Origin of the sequence: Allobosea eneae, from assembly GCF_042657265.1 — a bacterium.
In the GTDB taxonomy this organism is placed as follows: domain Bacteria; phylum Pseudomonadota; class Alphaproteobacteria; order Rhizobiales; family Beijerinckiaceae; genus Allobosea; species Allobosea eneae.
Window position 1 is genome coordinate 77,175 of sequence record NZ_JBHSLW010000010.1, and the last position, 17,800, is coordinate 94,974.

The 17,800-nt window shown below is 66.7% G+C and carries 14 protein-coding genes; 4 read left to right on the forward strand and 10 right to left on the reverse strand.

Annotated features, from left to right (window positions below):
- The first annotated feature begins 4 nt into the window (after positions 1–4).
- Complete coding sequence (locus ACFPOB_RS08500) at positions 5–1,120, forward strand: branched-chain amino acid ABC transporter substrate-binding protein (protein WP_377797459.1); 1,116 nt, start codon at positions 5–7, stop codon at positions 1,118–1,120.
- A gap of 143 nt (positions 1,121–1,263) precedes the next feature.
- Here ACFPOB_RS08500 and ACFPOB_RS08505 read toward each other — a convergent pair whose 3' ends face one another.
- From ACFPOB_RS08505 to ACFPOB_RS08525, 5 genes are all read right to left on the reverse strand, one after another.
- A complete protein-coding gene (locus ACFPOB_RS08505; protein ID WP_377797461.1) occupies positions 1,264–2,856 on the reverse strand; it encodes an ABC transporter ATP-binding protein in 1,593 nt (530 codons plus the stop codon).
- A 1-nt stretch (position 2,857) separates the two neighbouring features.
- The gene (locus ACFPOB_RS08510) at positions 2,858–3,979 is read right to left on the reverse strand and encodes an ABC transporter permease subunit (protein WP_377797463.1); all 1,122 of its coding nucleotides are present in this window, start codon (positions 3,977–3,979) and stop codon (positions 2,858–2,860) included.
- Positions 3,980–3,982: 3 nt separating this feature from the next.
- Entirely contained in the window at positions 3,983–4,903 is a 921-nt protein-coding gene (locus ACFPOB_RS08515; protein ID WP_377797465.1) for an ABC transporter permease subunit, read from the reverse strand.
- 113 nt (positions 4,904–5,016) lie between these two features.
- Positions 5,017–6,645 (reverse strand): peptide ABC transporter substrate-binding protein, encoded by a 1,629-nt coding sequence (locus ACFPOB_RS08520; protein ID WP_377797467.1) that lies wholly within the window; start codon positions 6,643–6,645, stop codon positions 5,017–5,019.
- 173 nt (positions 6,646–6,818) lie between these two features.
- Positions 6,819–9,113: an NADP-dependent malic enzyme gene (locus ACFPOB_RS08525; protein WP_377797469.1), complete on the reverse strand. Its 2,295-nt coding sequence runs from the start codon at positions 9,111–9,113 to the stop codon at positions 6,819–6,821.
- A 294-nt stretch (positions 9,114–9,407) separates the two neighbouring features.
- On the opposite strand from ACFPOB_RS08525, the gene ACFPOB_RS08530 reads away from it, so the two are divergent.
- Genes ACFPOB_RS08530 through ACFPOB_RS08540 form a run of 3 tightly spaced genes read left to right on the forward strand, consistent with a single transcriptional unit; the run spans position 9,408 to position 12,078 of the window.
- On the forward strand, positions 9,408–10,439 hold the full coding sequence (locus ACFPOB_RS08530; protein WP_377797470.1) for an AAA family ATPase: 1,032 nt from the start codon (positions 9,408–9,410) through the stop codon (positions 10,437–10,439).
- Complete coding sequence (locus ACFPOB_RS08535; RefSeq protein ID WP_377797471.1) at positions 10,436–11,695, forward strand: vWA domain-containing protein; 1,260 nt, start codon at positions 10,436–10,438, stop codon at positions 11,693–11,695. The genes ACFPOB_RS08530 and ACFPOB_RS08535 overlap by 4 nt, the downstream gene beginning before the upstream one ends.
- The gene (locus ACFPOB_RS08540) at positions 11,692–12,078 is read left to right on the forward strand and encodes an LCCL domain-containing protein (protein ID WP_377797472.1); all 387 of its coding nucleotides are present in this window, start codon (positions 11,692–11,694) and stop codon (positions 12,076–12,078) included. Before ACFPOB_RS08535 ends, ACFPOB_RS08540 begins: the two co-directional genes overlap by 4 nt.
- 9 nt (positions 12,079–12,087) lie before the next feature.
- Here the strand turns inward: ACFPOB_RS08540 and ACFPOB_RS08545 are convergent, their stop codons facing one another.
- From ACFPOB_RS08545 to ACFPOB_RS08565, 5 genes are all read right to left on the reverse strand, one after another.
- Complete coding sequence (locus ACFPOB_RS08545) at positions 12,088–13,104, reverse strand: ABC transporter ATP-binding protein (RefSeq protein WP_377797474.1); 1,017 nt, start codon at positions 13,102–13,104, stop codon at positions 12,088–12,090.
- The gene (locus ACFPOB_RS08550; protein WP_377797475.1) at positions 13,101–14,084 is read right to left on the reverse strand and encodes an ABC transporter ATP-binding protein; all 984 of its coding nucleotides are present in this window, start codon (positions 14,082–14,084) and stop codon (positions 13,101–13,103) included. Before ACFPOB_RS08550 ends, ACFPOB_RS08545 begins: the two co-directional genes overlap by 4 nt.
- Before the next feature lie 2 nt (positions 14,085–14,086).
- The gene (locus ACFPOB_RS08555; RefSeq protein ID WP_377797477.1) at positions 14,087–15,016 is read right to left on the reverse strand and encodes an ABC transporter permease; all 930 of its coding nucleotides are present in this window, start codon (positions 15,014–15,016) and stop codon (positions 14,087–14,089) included.
- Positions 15,013–15,990 carry an ABC transporter permease gene (locus tag ACFPOB_RS08560; RefSeq protein WP_377797479.1) on the reverse strand — a complete coding sequence of 326 codons (978 nt, stop codon included), beginning with the start codon at positions 15,988–15,990 and terminating at the stop codon, positions 15,013–15,015. Before ACFPOB_RS08560 ends, ACFPOB_RS08555 begins: the two co-directional genes overlap by 4 nt.
- 148 nt (positions 15,991–16,138) lie before the next feature.
- Entirely contained in the window at positions 16,139–17,740 is a 1,602-nt protein-coding gene (locus ACFPOB_RS08565; RefSeq protein WP_377797481.1) for an ABC transporter substrate-binding protein, read from the reverse strand.
- Positions 17,741–17,800: the final 60 nt, after the last annotated feature.

Genomic DNA, 17,800 nt, shown 5'->3' on the forward strand with positions numbered 1-17,800 from the left:
GGATATGAGGATTAATCTGATCGCGATGCTCGCCGCAGGCGCATTCGCGATGTCGCATGGCGCAGCGCTGGCGCAGATCAAGCTCGGCGTCGCCGGTCCGATGACCGGCGCAAGCGCCGCCTTCGGTGCGCAATTGAAGAACGGGGCCGAGCAGGCCGTGGCCGACATCAATGCGGCCGGCGGCATCCTCGGCCAGCAGATCGTGATTTCGAGCGGGGATGACGTCGGCGATCCCAAGCAGGGCGTCTCGGTGGCCAACAAGTTCGTCGGCGACGGCGTCAAATGGGTTGTCGGCCACTTCAACTCCGGCGTGACGATGCCGGCATCCGAGGTCTATGCCGAGAACGGCATGCTGATGATCAGCCCGTCGGCTACCAACCCGAAGATCACCGAGCGCGGCCTGTGGAACGTGTTCCGCACCTGCGGCCGCGACGACCAGCAGGGCGTCGTCGCCTCCGGCCATATCGCCAAGAACTTCAAGGGCAAGGTCATCGTGGTCGTGCACGACAAAACGACCTATGGCCAGGGGCTCGCCGACGAGACCCGCAAGGGCCTGCACGCCGCCGGCATCAAGGAAGTGCTCTACGAAGGCGTCAACACCGGCGAGAAGGACTTCTCGGCGCTGGTCTCGAAGATCAAGGCCGCCAAGGCCGACCTGCTCTACTGGGGCGGCCTGCACACGGAGCTCGGCCTGATCGTGCGCCAGATGCGCGACCAGGGCCTGACGACGACGGTGATGGGCGCCGACGGCATCACCTCCGACGAATACGCCGTGATCGGCGGGCCGGGCACCGAAGGCACGCTGATGACCTTCCCGCCCGATCCGCGCAAGCGGCCCGTAGCGGCCGAGGTGGTCAAGCGCTTCGAAGCGAAGGGCATCAACCCCGAGGCCTACACACTCTACTCCTATGCCGCTGTCCAGATCATGAAGCAGGCGGCCGAGCAGGCGAAATCGCTCGATCCGAAGAAGGTCGCCGCCGCGATGCATTCGGGCATGACGTTCAAGACCGTGCTCGGCGACATGTCCTATGACAAGAAGGGCGACCGCACCAATCTCGACTACACCGTCTACACCTGGAAGAAGGGCGCGGACGGCAAGATCAGCTATGTCGAGAACTGATAGCCAGAGCATTTTCGAGCGAAGCGGGTACCGGTTCGCGTGAAGAAGATGCTGAGAACAACACTCTAGCCGGTGTCGGTGGCCTCCCCTGGCCGGACACTGATAGGGCGCCGCTTCGCTCCAGCGAGGCGGCGTTTTTCGTGTCAGTGCTTTAGCGCTGCCGCGATCAGGCGCTGGGTATAGTCCTGCTGCGGCGCTTCGAAGATCGCCTCGGTCGGCCCGCGCTCGACCACCCTGCCGTCCTTCATCACCATAATCTCGTCGGCCATGGCGCGGACCACGGCAAGATCGTGGCTGATGAAGAGATAGGAGAGGCCGTGGGCCGCCTGCAACTCCTTGAGCAGGGCGACGATGCTCTGCTGCACGGTGCGGTCGAGCGCCGATGTCGGCTCGTCCAGCACGACCAGCGCCGGATGCAGGATCATGGCGCGGGCGATGGCAATGCGCTGGCGCTGGCCACCGGAGAATTCGTGCGGATAGCGGTTGCGCAGGGCAGGGTCGAGACAGACCTCTGCGAGGGCCGCCGCGGCCCGCCGCTCGCGCTCGGCGCGCGACAGAGCGGGCTCGTGCACCAAAAGCCCCTCGGTGATGATCTCGCCGACGGTGAGGCGCGGCGAGAGCGAGCCGAACGGATCCTGGAAGACGACCTGCAGGCCGCGGCGCAGCGGCCGCATCGCGGCGCGGTCGAGCGGGGTCAACGCCCGGTCCTCGAAGCGAACGATGCCGGAGGAGGGCAGGAGCTTGAGCAGCGCACGCCCCAGCGTCGACTTGCCAGAGCCGGATTCGCCGACGATGCCGATGGTCTGGCCGCGTCGCAATGTCAGGTCGATGCCGTCGACGGCGTGCAGCGTCACTCGCTCGCGCTTGAGGAAGCCGCGCGACAGGTCGAAGGAGACGCGCAGGTCGCGGGCTTCGAGCAGGACGGGTGCACCCGGAGGCGGCGGCTCCTTGCGGCCGTGCGGTTCGGCCGCGAGCAAAGCCCTGGTATAGGGGTGCTGCGGCGCCTCGAAGATCGCTCGCGCCCGGCCGCTCTCGACGACCTCGCCGGCCTTCATCACATAGACGCGCTCGGCATATTTCCTGACGAGGCCGAGATCGTGGCTGATCAGGATCACCGCCATGCGCAGCCGCTGCCGGAGCTCGGCGATCAGCGCGAGGATCTCTGCCTCGATGGTGACGTCGAGCGCCGTCGTCGGCTCGTCGGCGATCAGGATGTCGGGATCGTTGGCGAGCGCCATCGCGATCATCACGCGCTGGCGCTGCCCGCCGGAGAGTTCGTGCGGGTAGGAATCGAGGCGGCGCTCCGGGTGCGGGATGCGCACCAGCTTCAGGAGTTCCAGAGCCCGCACCCGCGCCGCCTTGCGCGACAGTCCCTGATGCTTGCGCAAGGGGGCCGCCATCTGCGTGCCGATCCGGAAGAGCGGATCGAGTGAGGTCATCGGCTCCTGGAAGATCATCGCGAGTTTTTTGCCGCGATAGCTGTTGAGGACCGCCGGCGGCAGCGTGAGAAGGTCGACCTCGCGGTAGCGGATCGCGCCTGAAACCTCGCCGTTGCTGGCGAGGAGGCCCATCGCCGCCATCACGCTCTGGCTCTTGCCTGAGCCGGATTCGCCGACGACGGCGACGAACTCGCCGGGGCCGACATCGAGATCGATGCCGCGGACCGCCTCGCACGGGCCGTCATTGGTGCGGAAGCGGACCATGAGGTCGCGGATGGCGAGGATCGGTTCGCCCATCTCAGTGATCCCGCGGGTCGAGCGCGTCGCGCAGGCCGTCGCCGAGGAAGTTGAGCGCAAACAGCGTCGTCACCAGGAAGGCGGCAGGGAAGATCAGCATCCACGGCGTCGCCTGGATGGCGCGCGCGCCGTCCGAGATCAGCACGCCCCAGCTCGTCATCGGCTCTTGCACGCCAAGGCCGAGGAAGGAGAGGAAGCTCTCGAGCAGGATCACCTTCGGCACCAGCAGGGTGACGTAGACGACGACCGGCCCGAGCGTGTTGGGGATGACATGGCGCCTGAGGATGCCGCCGGTCGAGACGCCGAGCGCCTCGGCCGCCAGCACATAGTCCTGACGCCTGATCGAGAGCGCTTGGCCGCGGACGATGCGGGCCATGTCGAGCCATTCGATCGCGCCGACCGCGAGGAACATCAGGATGAAGTTCCGGCCGAAGAAGACGACGAGCAGGATGACGAAGAAGATGAAGGGCAGGGAATAGAGCACGTCGACGATGCGCATCATCACCATGTCGATGTGCCCGCCGAGATAGCCGGAGGTCGCGCCGTAGGCGACGCCGATCACCAGGGCGACACCGGTGGCGAGCAGGCCGATGGCGAGCGAGACCCGGCCGGCGATCAGCGTGCGGGTGAGCAGGTCGCGGCCATTGGAGTCGGTGCCGAACAGGAAGTACTGGCGTTTGATCGGGACTTCGAGCGTGAGCCGGCGGCCCTCCTGCTCATTGGCGGTGATCACCGGCGTGCCGAACTGGTCGGAACGGTCGAAATAGACCAGCAGGCGCTGGTCGATCGGCCGCTGCGCGGTCAGGACCAGCCTGACGCGAGTTGCCTCCGCCACGACGTCGCTGGGCGTGGCCCTGATGCGAGATGCGATGCGCTGCACGGCCGCCGGCAGTCCCTCAGCCTTGGGGTAGGCGGAAAGGCTTGCCGGCACGCGAACATAGTCCTGATAGACCCGGTCATAAGGATGGCCGGTCATGAGTGGACCGAGGACGCAGGCGAGCGTCATCAGCGCCAACACGATCAGGCTCGCCACCGCGGCGCGGTTGCGCAGCAGGCGGATGCGCGCGTCCTGCCAGAGCGAACGACCGATGGGCGGGGTGGGACAGGCGCTCGTGTCGCTCATCGCTCACTCCAGCCTGACGCGCGGGTCGAGCAGCGCGTAGAGCACGTCGACCACGAGGTTGAAGACCAGCACGAAGATCGCGACCACGACGACCGTGCCCATCACCAGCGTGTAGTCGCGGTTGAGCGCGCCTTCGACGAAATAGCGGCCGATCCCCGGAATGCCGAAGATCGTCTCGACCACGACCGAGCCGGTGAGCAGGCTCGCCGCCGCCGGCCCGAGATAGGAGACGACCGGCAGCGCCGCGCCGCGCGCCGCATGCAGCGCGATGGTCGTGGTCGAGAGCCCTTGGGCTCGCAGCGTGCGGATATGGTTGGCGCGCAGCGTCTCGATCATGGCCGCGCGCGTCATCCGGGCGATCACAGCGATCTGGGGGAGGGCCAGCGTCACGATCGGCAGCACGGTGTTGCGGAAGGCGCCGCCGTTCCAGCCGCCGACCGGTAGCCATGCCAGGCTCAAGCCGAAGACGATCTGCAGGATCGGCGCCACGACGAAGTTCGGGATGGTGATGCCGGCGGTGGCGAAGCCGATCACGGCATGGTCGGCCACGCCATTCTGGCGGAAGGCGGCGAGTGCGCCGAGGGGGCCGCCGATCGCGAGCGCCAGCAGCAAGGCCGAGGCACCGAGCCGCATCGAGACCGGCAGGCCTTGCGCGAAGAGTTCGGCGATCGAGAAGTCGCGGAAATAGAAGGATGGGCCGAAATCGCCGCGCAGCAGGGCGGCGAGATAGGTCAGGTATTGCTGGAACAGCGGCTGGTCGAGCTTGTAGATGCGCCGCAGGTTCTCCATCACCTTAGCTTCCAGCGGCTGTTCGAGATCGAACGGCCCGCCCGGCGCGACGCGCATCAGGAAGAACGAGATCGTCACGATCACGAACAGGGTCGGGATCGCGGCGGCAAGGCGGCGCAGGATGTAGGTGAGCACGGGGCTGGTCCCTACGTCATGCTTGGGCTTGACCCGAGCATCTCATGATCGCCGGCGGTCGCCCGCTTCGGCCTGAGATGGCCGGGTCAAACCCGGCCATGACGCGTCTGGAATCACGGCTTCAGGCTCATGAACCGCGTCGGCAGCGCGCCGCGCAGGTTTTGCTGGAAGCCCTGCACCTTCGGCGAGACCAGGTTCTTCGAGGAATAGTACAGCACCGGGATCCAGGGCACCTCGGCGGCGAGGATCGCGTCCGCTTCGCGCAGGATCGCGGCGCGCTTGGCGATGTCGATCTCCTCGGCGCCCTGCTTCATCAGCGCGTCGAATTGCGGGTTGTTGTACTTCCCGGAGTTGAAGCCGGTGTTGTCGCTCTGGAACAGGAACAGGAAGTTCTGCGGGTCCGAATAGTCGCCGATCCAGCCATAGCGGGCGATGTCGAAATCGCCGCCGTCGCGCAACAGGGCGAAATGCGTCTTGCCGTCGGTGTTGATGAAGCTGGTCTCGACGCCGATCGCCTTCCATTGCTCGGCGATGGCGATCACCGTCCGGCGGTTGTTGTCGGTCGTGTTGTAGCGCAACTGCACGCGCAGCGGCATGCCAGGGCCGAAGCCCGCCGCGGCGAGCAGCTTTTTGGCCTCGTCCTCGCGGTCGAGCGGCGAGGTTCCCTTGAAATCGGCTTCGGCCCGCTCGCCGTAATTGCCGATGTTCGGCGGGATCACGCCATAGGCCGGCAGCATGGTACCGCCCCAGATCTCCTCGGCGATGAATTCGCGGTCGATCACCAGCGATAGCGCCCGGCGCACCCGAATGTCGTCGAACGGCTTCTTGGCGGTGTTGATGATCAGGAAATAGGTACCGAGATAGGGCGAGATCCGGACCTGCTCCTTGCCGAGCTTCTCGCGCAGCTGCTGGACCTGGTCGGCCGGCATGTCCGAGGTCATCTGCAACTCGCCGGCCTGGAAGCGGCGGGCGGCGGCGGAGAAGTCTGGCGTCGGATAGTAGATGACCGTGTCGATCTTGACGTTCGCGGCGTCGTGGAAGGCCTTGTTCTTTTCCAGCCGGATATGCGAATTCGGCACGAATTCCTTCAGCGTGTAGGCGCCGTTGGACACCCAGTTCTCCGGCTTGACGAAGTCCTTGCCGAATTTCCGCACGGAGGCGGGGTGGACAGGCAGTCCGGTCTGGTGCGTCAGCAACTCCAGGAAATACGGCGTCGGTCGCTCCAGGGAGATCTCGAGCGTGCGCTCGTCGATCGCCTTGACGCCGAGATCCTCCAGCCTGGCGCCGTCACTCGCCTTGTTGATCTTCTCGGCGTTGAGGATGGGGTAGAGGATGTTGGCATATTTCGCACCGGTCTCCGGATTGACCATGCGCCGGAACGAGAAGACGAAGTCGCCAGCCGTGACCGGATCGCCATTCGACCATTTGGCATTGGCGCGCAACTTGAAGCTGTAGACCTTGCCGTCCGGCGCCATCATCCAGCTCTCGGCTACGCCGGGGACCACCTCGCCGTTGATGTGGTGGATCACCAGGCCCTCGGAGAGGTCGCGCAGCAGATGCGCCTCGCTCACCGTCGAGGTCTTGTGCGAATCGAGCGTCTCGGGATCGCCGTCATTGCCGCGGTGGAACACCACCTGCGCCATGGCGGCGCCGGCAGAGACAAGCGCAAGAAAAAGGCCGCTCGCCAGCGCGAGCGGCCGGATGGCACGCCGGATTCCGGACTGACGGTGAATCTCATGCATGAGCGCTCTCCGAGCGATTCGGACGGGCCCCTTTCCCGCTCCTGAAGCGAAGTATGAGCCTATCGCGCGCCGCCCGCCAAGAGCGAAAAGCCGGTATCAACCGTTGAGCTTAAGTCCCTGTCCCGCTTTCGAAAGCTGGCTCAGAAACGAGTTGAGCCAGCCTTCTCGCAAGGTCAGCCTGCCACCGCCCGCCCTTGCGCTTCGGCGACCGCGACCGCCGTCATGTTGACCACGCCGCGCGCCGTCACATTGCCGGTCAGGATGTGCACCGGCTTGGCGGCGCCGATCAGGATCGGCCCGACCGGGAGCGCATCGCCCAGCACCTTGGCGAACTGGTAGGCGATGTTGGCGGCGTCGAGATTGGGGAAGATCAGAACGTTGGCGACACCCTTTAGCTTCGAGGACGGCAGCACGCGATCGCGGATCGCCGCGACGAGGGCGGTGTCGGCCTCCATCTCACCGTCGCATTCCAGCTCCGGCGCGCGCTCCTGGATCAGCTTGACCGCCTTGCGCATCTTGATCGAGGACGGCGTGTCGGCCGCGCCGAAGTCGGAATGCGAGAGCAGGGCGATCTTTGGCGTGATGCCGAAGCGCTCGACATGGCCGGCGGCGAGGATCGTCATGTCGGCGATCTCTTCGGCGGTGGGATCGTACTTCACATGGGTGTCGGCCAGGAAGAAGGCGCCCTTGCTGGTGATGACCAGCGTCATCGCAGCGATGTCACAGACGCCGGGCTCGAGCCCGATGATGTCGCGGATATGGCGCAGCCGCGAGAGGAACCGGCCTTCGAGGCCGGTGATCATCGCATCCGCCTCGCCGCGCGCGACGGCCAGCGCCGCGATCACCGTGTTGTTGGTGCGCACCAGCGAGCGGGCCGCCTCCGGCGTGATGCCGCGCCGCCCGGCGATGTCGAGATAGGTCTGGACATAGTCGCGGTAGCGCGGATCGTCTTCGGGGTTGACCAGCTCGCAATCGATGCCGGGGCGGATCGTCAGGCCGAAGCGCTTGACGCGGGTCTCGATCACGCTGGGGCGGCCGATCAGGATCGGGATCGCCATGCCTTCCTCGATCGCGATCTGGGCGGCGCGCAGCACGCGTTCGTCCTCGCCCTCGGCATAGATCACGCGCTTGGGATCGGCCTTGGCCTTGGCGAAGAGCGGCTTCATCAGGAAGCCGGAGCGGAAGACGAAGCGCGACAGGTCCTCGCGATAGGCTTCCAGGTCGATCAGCGGCTTCTTGGCGACGCCGGTCGTCATCGCCGCCTCCGCCACCGCCGGCGCGATGCGCAGGATCAGGCGCGGATCGAACGGGTTGGGGATCAGCGAGTTCGCGCCGAAGGTCGAGGCCTCACCGCCATAGGCGCGTGCCGCGACGTCCGAGGTCGCCTCGCGGGCGAGCGCAGCGATGGCACGCACCGCCGCGAGCTTCATCGGCTCGTTGATCGTCGTCGCCTGCACGTCGAGCGCGCCGCGGAAGATGTAGGGGAAGCACAGGACGTTGTTAACCTGGTTCGGATAGTCCGAGCGGCCGGTGCAGATCATCGCGTCGGGACGGACGGCCAGGGCCTCCTCCGGCATGATCTCCGGATAGGGGTTGGCGAGTGCCAGGATCAGTGGCTTTTGCGCCATCTCCTTGGCCATCTCCGGCTTCAGCACGCCGGCGGCGGAGAGACCGAGGAAGATGTCGGCGCCGGGGATGACCTCTGCTAGCGTGCGAGCGTCGGTCTCCTGAGCATAGATCTCCTTCCAGCGGTCCATCAGCGTGTTGCGGCCCTTGTAGACCACGCCGTCGAGATCGGTGACCCAGATGTTCTGCGTGCGGGCGCCGAGCGAGACCAGGAGGTTGAGGCAGGCCAGCGCGGCGGCGCCCGCGCCGGAGACCACGATCTTGACCTCGCCGATCTTCTTGCCCGCGAGGTCGAGCCCGTTCAGGACGGCGGCGCTGACGATGATCGCGGTGCCATGCTGGTCGTCATGGAAGACCGGGATGTTCATCCGGGCCTTGAGCTGCTCCTCGATCTCGAAGCATTCGGGGCCCTTGATGTCCTCGAGATTGATGCCGCCGAAGGTCGGCTCAAGCGCGGCGACAACCTCGACGAATTTCTCGATGTTCTTCTGCTCAACCTCGATGTCGAAGCAGTCGATCCCGGCGAATTTCTTGAAGAGGACGGCCTTGCCCTCCATCACCGGCTTGGAGGCGAGCGGGCCGATGTCGCCGAGGCCGAGCACGGCCGTGCCGTTGGTGATGACGGCGACGAGGTTCTGGCGCGAGGTCAGCTCGGCCGCCTGACCGGGATCCTCGACGATCGCCTCGCAGGCTGCGGCGACACCGGGCGAATAGGCGAGCGCCAGGTCGCGCTGGTTGCCGAGCGGCTTGGTCGCCTGGATCTCCAGCTTACCGGGCTTGGGCAGGCGATGGTAGACCAGCGCGCCCGACCGAAGATCCGCCGACAAGGTGCTCTTAGCCATCCCCACGCTTCCTCTGCGCCGCCATTGCTTATCGACGAGGTCGCGCGGAAAGGGGGTAGGCGTCAAGCGGGGGCGGGCGGCGAAAGACTTGTGCTGCTGGGAAAACGCGGCCCCATCCTGCCGCAGGCGCCGCGGGAGAGGCCGAAATCCGGGCAAGCGAGCTCTCGTGAAACAGTCGTGAAACAAAACTAAACATTACAAAGAAATAATGATTTCAACGGCCTCGGCTGTTGCAGACTACCTCTCGCAGTCCCCGCGGATGTGATCCTCGCGGGGCGTCCCTGGGAGCGGTTGATGGAAGCGACGCGTTCCGCCTTCGAGGAAGTCGTCTCACTGCGACAGGCCAAGCAGCTGATCCAGTGCATGGCGCATGAGCAGAGCTTCCTGCTGCTCTCGCCGCCCGGACTGGGCAAGTCGGAGCTGGTCTATGAAGCCGCGCGCGAGGCGGGACTGCCCTGTCGCTCGCTGCTCGGCACCCAGATCGCGCCCGAGGACGTCAGCGGCATTCCGCGCATCGTCGGCGAGCGCTCGGTCTTCTGCCCGCCGCGCGTGCTGCTGCCCGAGAAGCCGGAGCCGTTCTGCCTGTTCCTCGACGAACTGCCGGCCTGCTCGCCCGATGTCCAGAAGGCGTTCTATTCGCTGCTGCTGGAGCGGCGGCTGGGCGAGCATGCCCTGCCGAAAGGCACATGGGTGGTCGCTGCCGGCAACCGCCTGCAGGACCGCGCTCTGGTGCGGGCGATGAGCTCGGCACTGGTCAACCGCGTCACCATCCTGCAATTGCGCGTCGATCCCGCCGATTGGCTGGCCTGGGCTCAGCGCGCCGGCGTGCGTGCCGAAATCCGCAGCTTCATCGCGACGATCCCCGACGCGCTGATGCGGCCGGTGCCGGCCGAGCCGGTGCCGTTCTCGACGCCGCGCGCCTGGACATTGCTGTCTCGGGCGCTCGACATGGCGCAGAATGCCGGCTTCCTCAGCAATGAGTTGCGGCGCGCTCTGGCCTTCGGCCGGCTCTCGCCGGAGGACGCCGTGGTGTTCTGCGCGCTCGCCGAGGATTCGATCGGGGCGGTGCGTCCGCTCGAGGATTATCTGCGCAAGCCCGAGCTGTTGCCCAAGGGCGATTCGGCCCGCTGGTTCATCCTCGACTGCATTCGCCAGTTCGTCAGGGACGGGCGCGCGGAAGGCATGAAGCCGGCGGTGATCAACCGCTTCCTGCGCAGCCTGTCGCAGGAGCATCAGCTGCTCGTGCTCAACGACATGGTCGAGGTCTGGGGCGCGCTGGGCGCGGACCGGGCGATGTACGACCTCCTGCGGAAGGTTGCGGCATGAGCACGGCGCCCGATCTTTCGGTTGCCGACCACGCCACCCATGCGCGGATCATGCGGGGCCTGCGGCTGGTGACGGTGCCGTTCCCCCATCTGGCCGGGCTTGCCGCCGCCGTGCGCGTCGAGATCGACGCGCGCGTGCCGACCATGGGCGTCTTCGCCTCCGGCCGGCTGCTGGCGAACCCGTCCTTCACCGCCAGGCTCTCCGGCGACGATCTCGTCTTCGTCCTCGCCCACGAGCTCCTGCATCTTGCATTGCGAACCCATGACCGGGCCCGCGGCAGCGCCACGCTCGAGTTCAACTACGCCCATGACTACATCATCAACGACATGCTGCGGCACGCGCTCGGCACCACCAAAATCCCGGCCGGTGGGCTCGACATGCAAGGGGCCCGCGAGCGCTCGGCCGAGGACATCGTGCTGGAGATGCGCCGTACCGGCAGCTCCATGTCCTCGCGGACTCAAGTTTGGGAAGGGCAGGTCGTCACAGTCGAGCAGGTGCTCGGCGCGGCGCGTCAGGCGCCTCCCGGGGCGATGGGAGATGCGCTCGACGCCCAGCGCGAACGCGAGCTGTTTCCGGAGGACAGCGCAGACCAGGCCGAGCGGGCGCGGGCGGTCCGCGACCTTGCTGCGCGCGGGATGGTGTTGGCGAAGGCCATGGGCGCCCTGCGCGGCAGGGGCAACAGTCCCGGCGGCCAGCAGCAAAGCGTGCGGGCGCAGCGCGGCTTCTTCCACACGCCCTGGCAAATCGCGCTCCAGGCCTGGCTCGACGGCGCCGCGGCGGGCGAGCGCACCTACACCCGTGCTTCGCGCTGCGGCCATGATCGCAGCGACGTCGTCATGCCCGGCCGCAAGCGCCATTCCTGGGTGCTGAACGTCATCCTCGATACCAGCGCCTCGATGGGCGACGACATCCCGAAGGCGCTCGGCGCCATCGCCGATTTCTGCGATGCGGCCGGCGTCGACGAGATCCGCGTCGTCCAGTGCGACAGCGTCGTCACCTGCGACGAGGTGCTCTCGCCGGCGGCGCTCGCGGACTACCGGATCAGCGGCTATGGCGGCAGCGACCTGACGCCGGCACTCGAAGCCCTATCGGACGATCCGCGCGTCAGCGCCGCGATCGTCATTACCGACGGCGACATCACCTATCCAAATGAAGCCGTGCCCTATGCCGTGCTCTGGGCGCTGCCCAAGCCTTCGACCTCGTTCCAGCCCGCCTATGGGCGGGTGATCGTGATGCAAGCGGGAGGCGCATCGTGAAAGTCGTTCAGGATCTCGTCGCCTATTTCGACAAGCGCGGGAAGCTCTCGCGCCGGCAGCTCCGGACGCTGCTCGATCAGAGTTCCATCGCGTCGGAGGCGCCGACAAACATGCACGGGCTCTGCGAGAAGGTCGGTGCCGTCTATTATTTCCGCATCACGGGCGCGCTGGAAGGCCAGCTCTGGGGCACCGATGTCTACAGCGGCGATTCGACGATCGGCGCGGCCGCCGTCCATATGGGCCTGTTGAAGCCGGGCAAGACAGGCGTCTTCAGGGTGACGGTGGTGACGCCGCCGGAGGAGTTTCCCGGCACGCAGCGCAACGGCGTCACCAGCACCCAGTATGGGCGCTATCAGTACGCCTGGCAGCTCTCACCGATCTGAGCCGAGGCGCTAGGCCGCCAGTGCGCCGACGCCGCCATCATGCAGATGGCAGGCGGCGACATGCCCCGTCGCGATCTCCTTCAGCGCCGGGCGCTCGGCCCTGCAGCGCGGCCCGGCCTGCGGGCAGCGCGGATGGAAATGGCAGCCGGAGGGCGGATGCAGCGGCGAGGGGATCTCGCCCTTCAGCGGAGCGAAGCGCTTCTTGCGGGCGCTGATCGTCGGGACGTTGGCGAGCAGCGCCTGGGCGTAGGGATGCTGCGGGCCCTTGAACAATTCGCTCGCCGGCGCCGCCTCGACGACGCGGCCGAGATACATGATTACGACGCGGTCGGAGAGGTGGCGGACCACCGAGAGGTCATGGCTAATGAAAAGATAAGTCAGGTTAAGTTCGTCGCGCAGCTTCATGAAAAGATTCAGGACCTGGGCCTGAATCGACACATCAAGTGCGGCGACGCTCTCGTCGCAGACGAGGAATTGCGGCTTGACTGCCAGCGCGCGTGCAATGCCGATGCGGGCGCGCTGGCCGCCGGAGAACTGGTGCGGATAGCGGCGGCGATAGGTCGAGTCGAGGCCGACCCGGTCGAGCATCTCGGCGACATAGGCGTCCTGCTGCGCCTTCGGCACCAGCCCGTGCACAACCGGTGCCTCGCCGACGATGTCCGTGACGCGCAGGCGCGGGTTGAGCGAGGACATCGGGTCCTGGAAGATCATCTGGATGGCGAGCGTCGCCGCCTTGCGCTCCTCCGCCGACATCTCGTCGGTATAGCGGCCGCGCCAGGAGACGCGGCCGGAGCTGGCATGATGAACGCCGGCGACGACGCGCCCGAGGGTCGACTTGCCGCAACCGGACTCGCCGACGAGCCCGACGACCTCGCCCTGGCGGATCGAGAGGTCGACGCTGTCGACGGCATGGACGGTCTGCTCGCTGTAGTTGGCGCCGAGCAGGTTGGCGAATTTCGAGGCGGCATCGAGCGGCTTGGTGAAGCGCTTCGAGACGCCTTCGAGGGTGAGGATCGGCGTGCTCATGCCGCGACTCCGGCGAGGTTCAGCGGGTGGTGGCAGCGCACGCCGCGCTCGCCCGGGAAGGGGGTGACGTCGGGGGCGATGGCGAGGCAATCGGCCTGCGCGTAATCGCAGCGCGCCGCGAAGGCACAGCCTTGCGGCAGGCGCGCCAGCGAGGGCGTCGAGCCCCTGATCTGGCGCAAGGGCGCGCCGGGCTCGCCCTCGGCCGGCAGCGAACCGAGCAAACCGTTGGTATAGGGGTGGAGGGGTGTGTCGAGCACCGGATCGACCGCGCCGGTCTCGACGATCCTGCCGGCATACATCACCGCGATCCGGTCGGCGAGGCCGGCGACGACGCCGAGATCATGGGTGATCCAGACCAGCGCCGTGCCGGTATCGGCGCAAAGCGACTGCATCTCCGCCAGGATCTGGCTCTGGATGGTGACGTCGAGCGCCGTGGTCGGCTCGTCGCAGATGATCAACGGCGGGCGATGCAGCAGGGCGATTGCGATCGCGACGCGCTGGCGCATGCCGCCGGAGAACTGATGCGGATAGGCGTTGAGTCGCTCCTCGGGCGAGGGGATGCCGACCTTGGCGAGGGCGTCGCGGGCGCGGTCTCGGGCTGCCTTGTGCGAAACCCTGTCATGGGCGGTGACGGCCTCGATCATCTGCGTGTCGACGCGAAGGACCGGGTTCAGCGTCATCATCGGGTCCTGGAAGATCATCGCGACCTCGCGGCCGCGGACCTTGCGGAAGCCCTCCTCGTCGAGGCCGACCAGCTCCTTGCCGTTGAGCTTGATCGAGCCCTCGACGATTCTACCGGGCGGATCGATCAGGCCCATCACCGAAAAGCCGGTGACCGACTTGCCGGAGCCGGACTCGCCGACGAGGCCGAGCACCTCGCCGCGATCGACATGGAAGGAGACGCCGTCGACCGACTTCACCGTGCCGGCGCGGGTGAAGAAATGGGTCTTTAGGTTGGTGACCTCGAGAACGGGCGCCATGCTCACTTCTCCAGGCGCGGGTTGAGGACGTCGCGCAGGCGGTCGCCGACCAGATTGATCGAGACGATCGTCATGAGCAGCGCAAAGCCGGGGAAGACCGAGATCCAATAGCTGCCCGAGAGCATGTACTGGAAGCCGTTGGCGATCAGCACGCCGAGCGAGGGCTCGGTCTGTGGCAGGCCGACGCCGAGGAAGGACAAAGTCGCCTCCAGCGAGATCGCATGGGCCGTCTGCACGGTGACGATGACGATGACCGGCGCCAGGCAATTCGGCAGGATGTGACGGAAGACGGTGCGGGCATGCGACAAGCCCAGCGACTGTGCCGCCTCGACATACTCCTTGCGTCGCTCGACCAGAGCCGAGCCGCGCACGGTGCGGGCGTAGTAGGCCCACTGCACCATCACCAGCGCGATGATGATCTTGTCGACGCCCTTGCCGAGGCCCGCGACCAGGATCAATGCGACCAGCACCGAGGGCAGGGAAAGCTGCAGGTCGACCAGGCGCATGATCGCGTTCTCGGTGCGCCCGCCGGCATAGGCGGCGATCAGGCCGATCGCCGCGCCGAGGCTCGCCGCCAGGATGCCCGAGAAGGCCCCGACCATCAGCGAGATGCGCAGCCCGTAGAGGATGCCGGAGAGCAGGTCGCGGCCGACGCCGTCCGAGCCGAGCCACATGGTGAAGCCTTCGCCTGAGGCCGAGCCCGGCGGCTGGCGCGAATCCATCACGTCGACGCTGGCGAGGTCGTAGGGGTTCTGCGGCGCGATCAGCGGCGCGGCGATGGCGAGCAGCACGATCAGGATGAAGAGGGCGAGGCCGAACAGCGCCAGCCGGTCCTCGACGAAGGAGCGGACGAAGCGCCGGAACGGCGTCTCCTCCTTGGCGGGGGCGGCCGGCGGCGTGGCCGCGGCGGAGGGCAGGGCGGCTTCGCTCATGATGTCGCCTCCGTCAGGCGCACGCGTGGGTCGAGGGCCGAATAGACCAGGTCGACCAGGAGGTTGATGGTGACGAACAGCACGACAACGACCATGACATAGGCGACGATCACCGGCCGATCGAGCCGCGTGATCGCCTCCAGCAGCAGGCGGCCCATGCCGGGCCAGGCGAAGATCGTCTCGGTCACCACCGAGAAGGCGACGAGCGAGCCGAACTCCAGACCGAGCACGGTGACGATCGGGATCATGATGTTCTTGAGGATGTGGACGCCGATGATCCGGCCCTGCGACAGGCCCTTGGCCCGCGCGAACTTGACGTAGTCCATCAGCGCCGCCTCGCGCGCGCCGGCTCGCGCCAGGCGAATCACCAGCGAGATCTTGAGCAGCGCCAGATTGAAGGCGGGCAGGGCGACGTGCTTCCAGCCGTCGAGCGACAGCAGCGAGGTCTCGAAGCCGAGGATCGAGACTGTCGGGCCGCGCCCGGTCGCCGGCAGCCAGCCGAGGCCGACCGCGAAGGTCAGGATCAGCATCAGGCCGACCCAGAAGGTCGGCAACGAGAAGCCGAGGATCGAGACCGCCATGATGAAGCGCGACAGCCGGCTCTCCGGCTTCAGGCCGGCATAGAGGCCGAGCGGCAGGCCGATCACGATCGCCAGCACCAGTGCGACGAAGGCGAGCTCGAGCGTCGCCGGCATGCGATGCAGGATCAGCTTGATCGCGGACTCGCCATGAACGAAGGAGCGGCCGAGATCGCCCTGGGCGGCGTTCTTCAGGAAGACCAGGAACTGTTCCCAGATCGGCCGGTCGAGCCCGAGCGCGCGCGCGGTCTCGGCGATCTGCTGCTGGTCCATCTCCGGCGAGATCAGCATGTAGATGGGATCGCCGACGACATTCACGCCGAAGAAGACGATCACGAGCATCGCCGCGATGACGAAGAGGGCTTGCGCCAGGCGGCGCAGGATGAATGCCAGCATGGTCCGGTGCCTTCCGGATCGGAGTGCGGAACATCACCCCATTCGGCGGGGCCGATGGGGTGACGTCTTCGCATTTCAACAAGAAAAGAGTGTCGCGCGGTCCGGACGGGGCTTCAAGCCGGTTCGGACCGGGATCGACAGGGCCCGGTCAGTCCTTACGGATGCCGGTGGCGAGCGTGTACTCGTCGGTGCGGGCCTGCACCTTGATGCCCTTGCGCGAGGCCCAGGTGTTCAGCTGGAAATGGGTCGGGATCAGGCCGACATCGTTCATGCTGATCTCCATCGCCTCGGCCAGGGCGGCGTCGCGCTTGGCGTCGTCGACGGTGCGCAGCGCCTCGACGAGCTTGGCGTCGAAGGCCGGGTTGGAGTAGCGGCCGCGATTGGTCGCACCCATGCCCTTGGCGGGATCGAAGGTGGCGAGCAGCGCCTTCAGCGAGTCCGAGGATTCGCCGGTGCCGGCGCCCCAGCCGACCAGGATGAAGGAGAACTCCGGCACATTGCCCTGACCGCCCTGCGAGGCGCGGGTGAAGAAGTTCGCCGACGGCAGCGTCTCGACCTCGGTCTCGATGCCGAGGCGCGAGAACATCTGCGCCACCGCCTCGATGATCTTGGTGTCGTTGAGGTAGCGGTTGGTCGGCCCGTGCAGCTTCATCTTGAAGCCGTTGGGATAGCCGGCCTCGGCGAGCAGCTTCTTGGCGCCGTTGAGGTCATAGGCGACCGGCTTCAGCTTCTTGGAGGTGCCGAAGAAGCCGTCGGGCAGGAGCTGGCCGGCGGGGATCGCCTCCTTCTCCATGATGCGGTCGACGATGCCTGGCCGGTTGATCGCCATCGACAGCGCCTGGCGGACCTTGAGGTCGCGCAGCGGGTTCTTGATCTCCGAGCCGTCCTTGCCCTTGATGAAGGGCGAGACCTCGCGGAAGTGATCCATGTGGAAGTAGATCACCCGGTTCGAGACCGTGCTGGCGACGCTGAGCTTGGCATCGCCCTTGAGGCGGGCGACGTCCGAGGTCGGCACGTTCTCGATCACGTCGAGATCGCCGGCGAGCAGTGCGGCGACGCGGGTCGGGGCCGAGGTGATCATCCGGAAGGTGACCTTCGACCACGGCTCCTTGCCACCCCAGTAATTCTCGTTCGGGGTCAGCACGACGCGGTCGCCGGCGACATATTCGGCCTGCTTGTAGGCGCCGGTGCCACCGGTGGTGCACTTGCCGAGGTTGAAGTCCTCGGTGGTTACGTCCTTGCACTTGGCCGGGATGATGCCGAAGGTCGAGAGGTCGGTCGGGACCAGCGGCGCCGGCGCTGCGGTCTTCACGCGCACGGTGAAGTCGTCGACCTTGGTGAACTCCTTGCCGCGGACATAGGCCGAGAAGCTCGACGGGCTCTTCGGCACGTTCGGGGCGCGCTGCATGGTGGCGATCACGTCGTCCGCCGTGAACGGCGTGCCGTCATGGAACTTGACGCCCTGGCGCAGCTTGAACTCCCAGGTCGTGTCGTCGATCGCCTTCCAGCTCTCGGCGAGCTGCGGCTTCAGCTTCTGCTTCTCGTCCTGGCCGACCAGCGGCTCGTAGATGTGCCGCGCCAGCATGTTGTTGGGCGAGACGTTGTGATAGTGCGGGTCCATCGCGCTGAGCTCGGCCGACAGGCCGATCTTGAGCTCCTGGGCCGATGCCAGCCCGGCGATGGTCATGACCGGAGCCGCCAGAATGGCGAGCCTGAGAGCCGTCAGTCCGTTGGTGCTGAACGTTTTCATTCCGAACCTCCCGATGGCTTCGAGGCGCCATCTTTAACAACTGAGCCGCGAGTGGCGAGT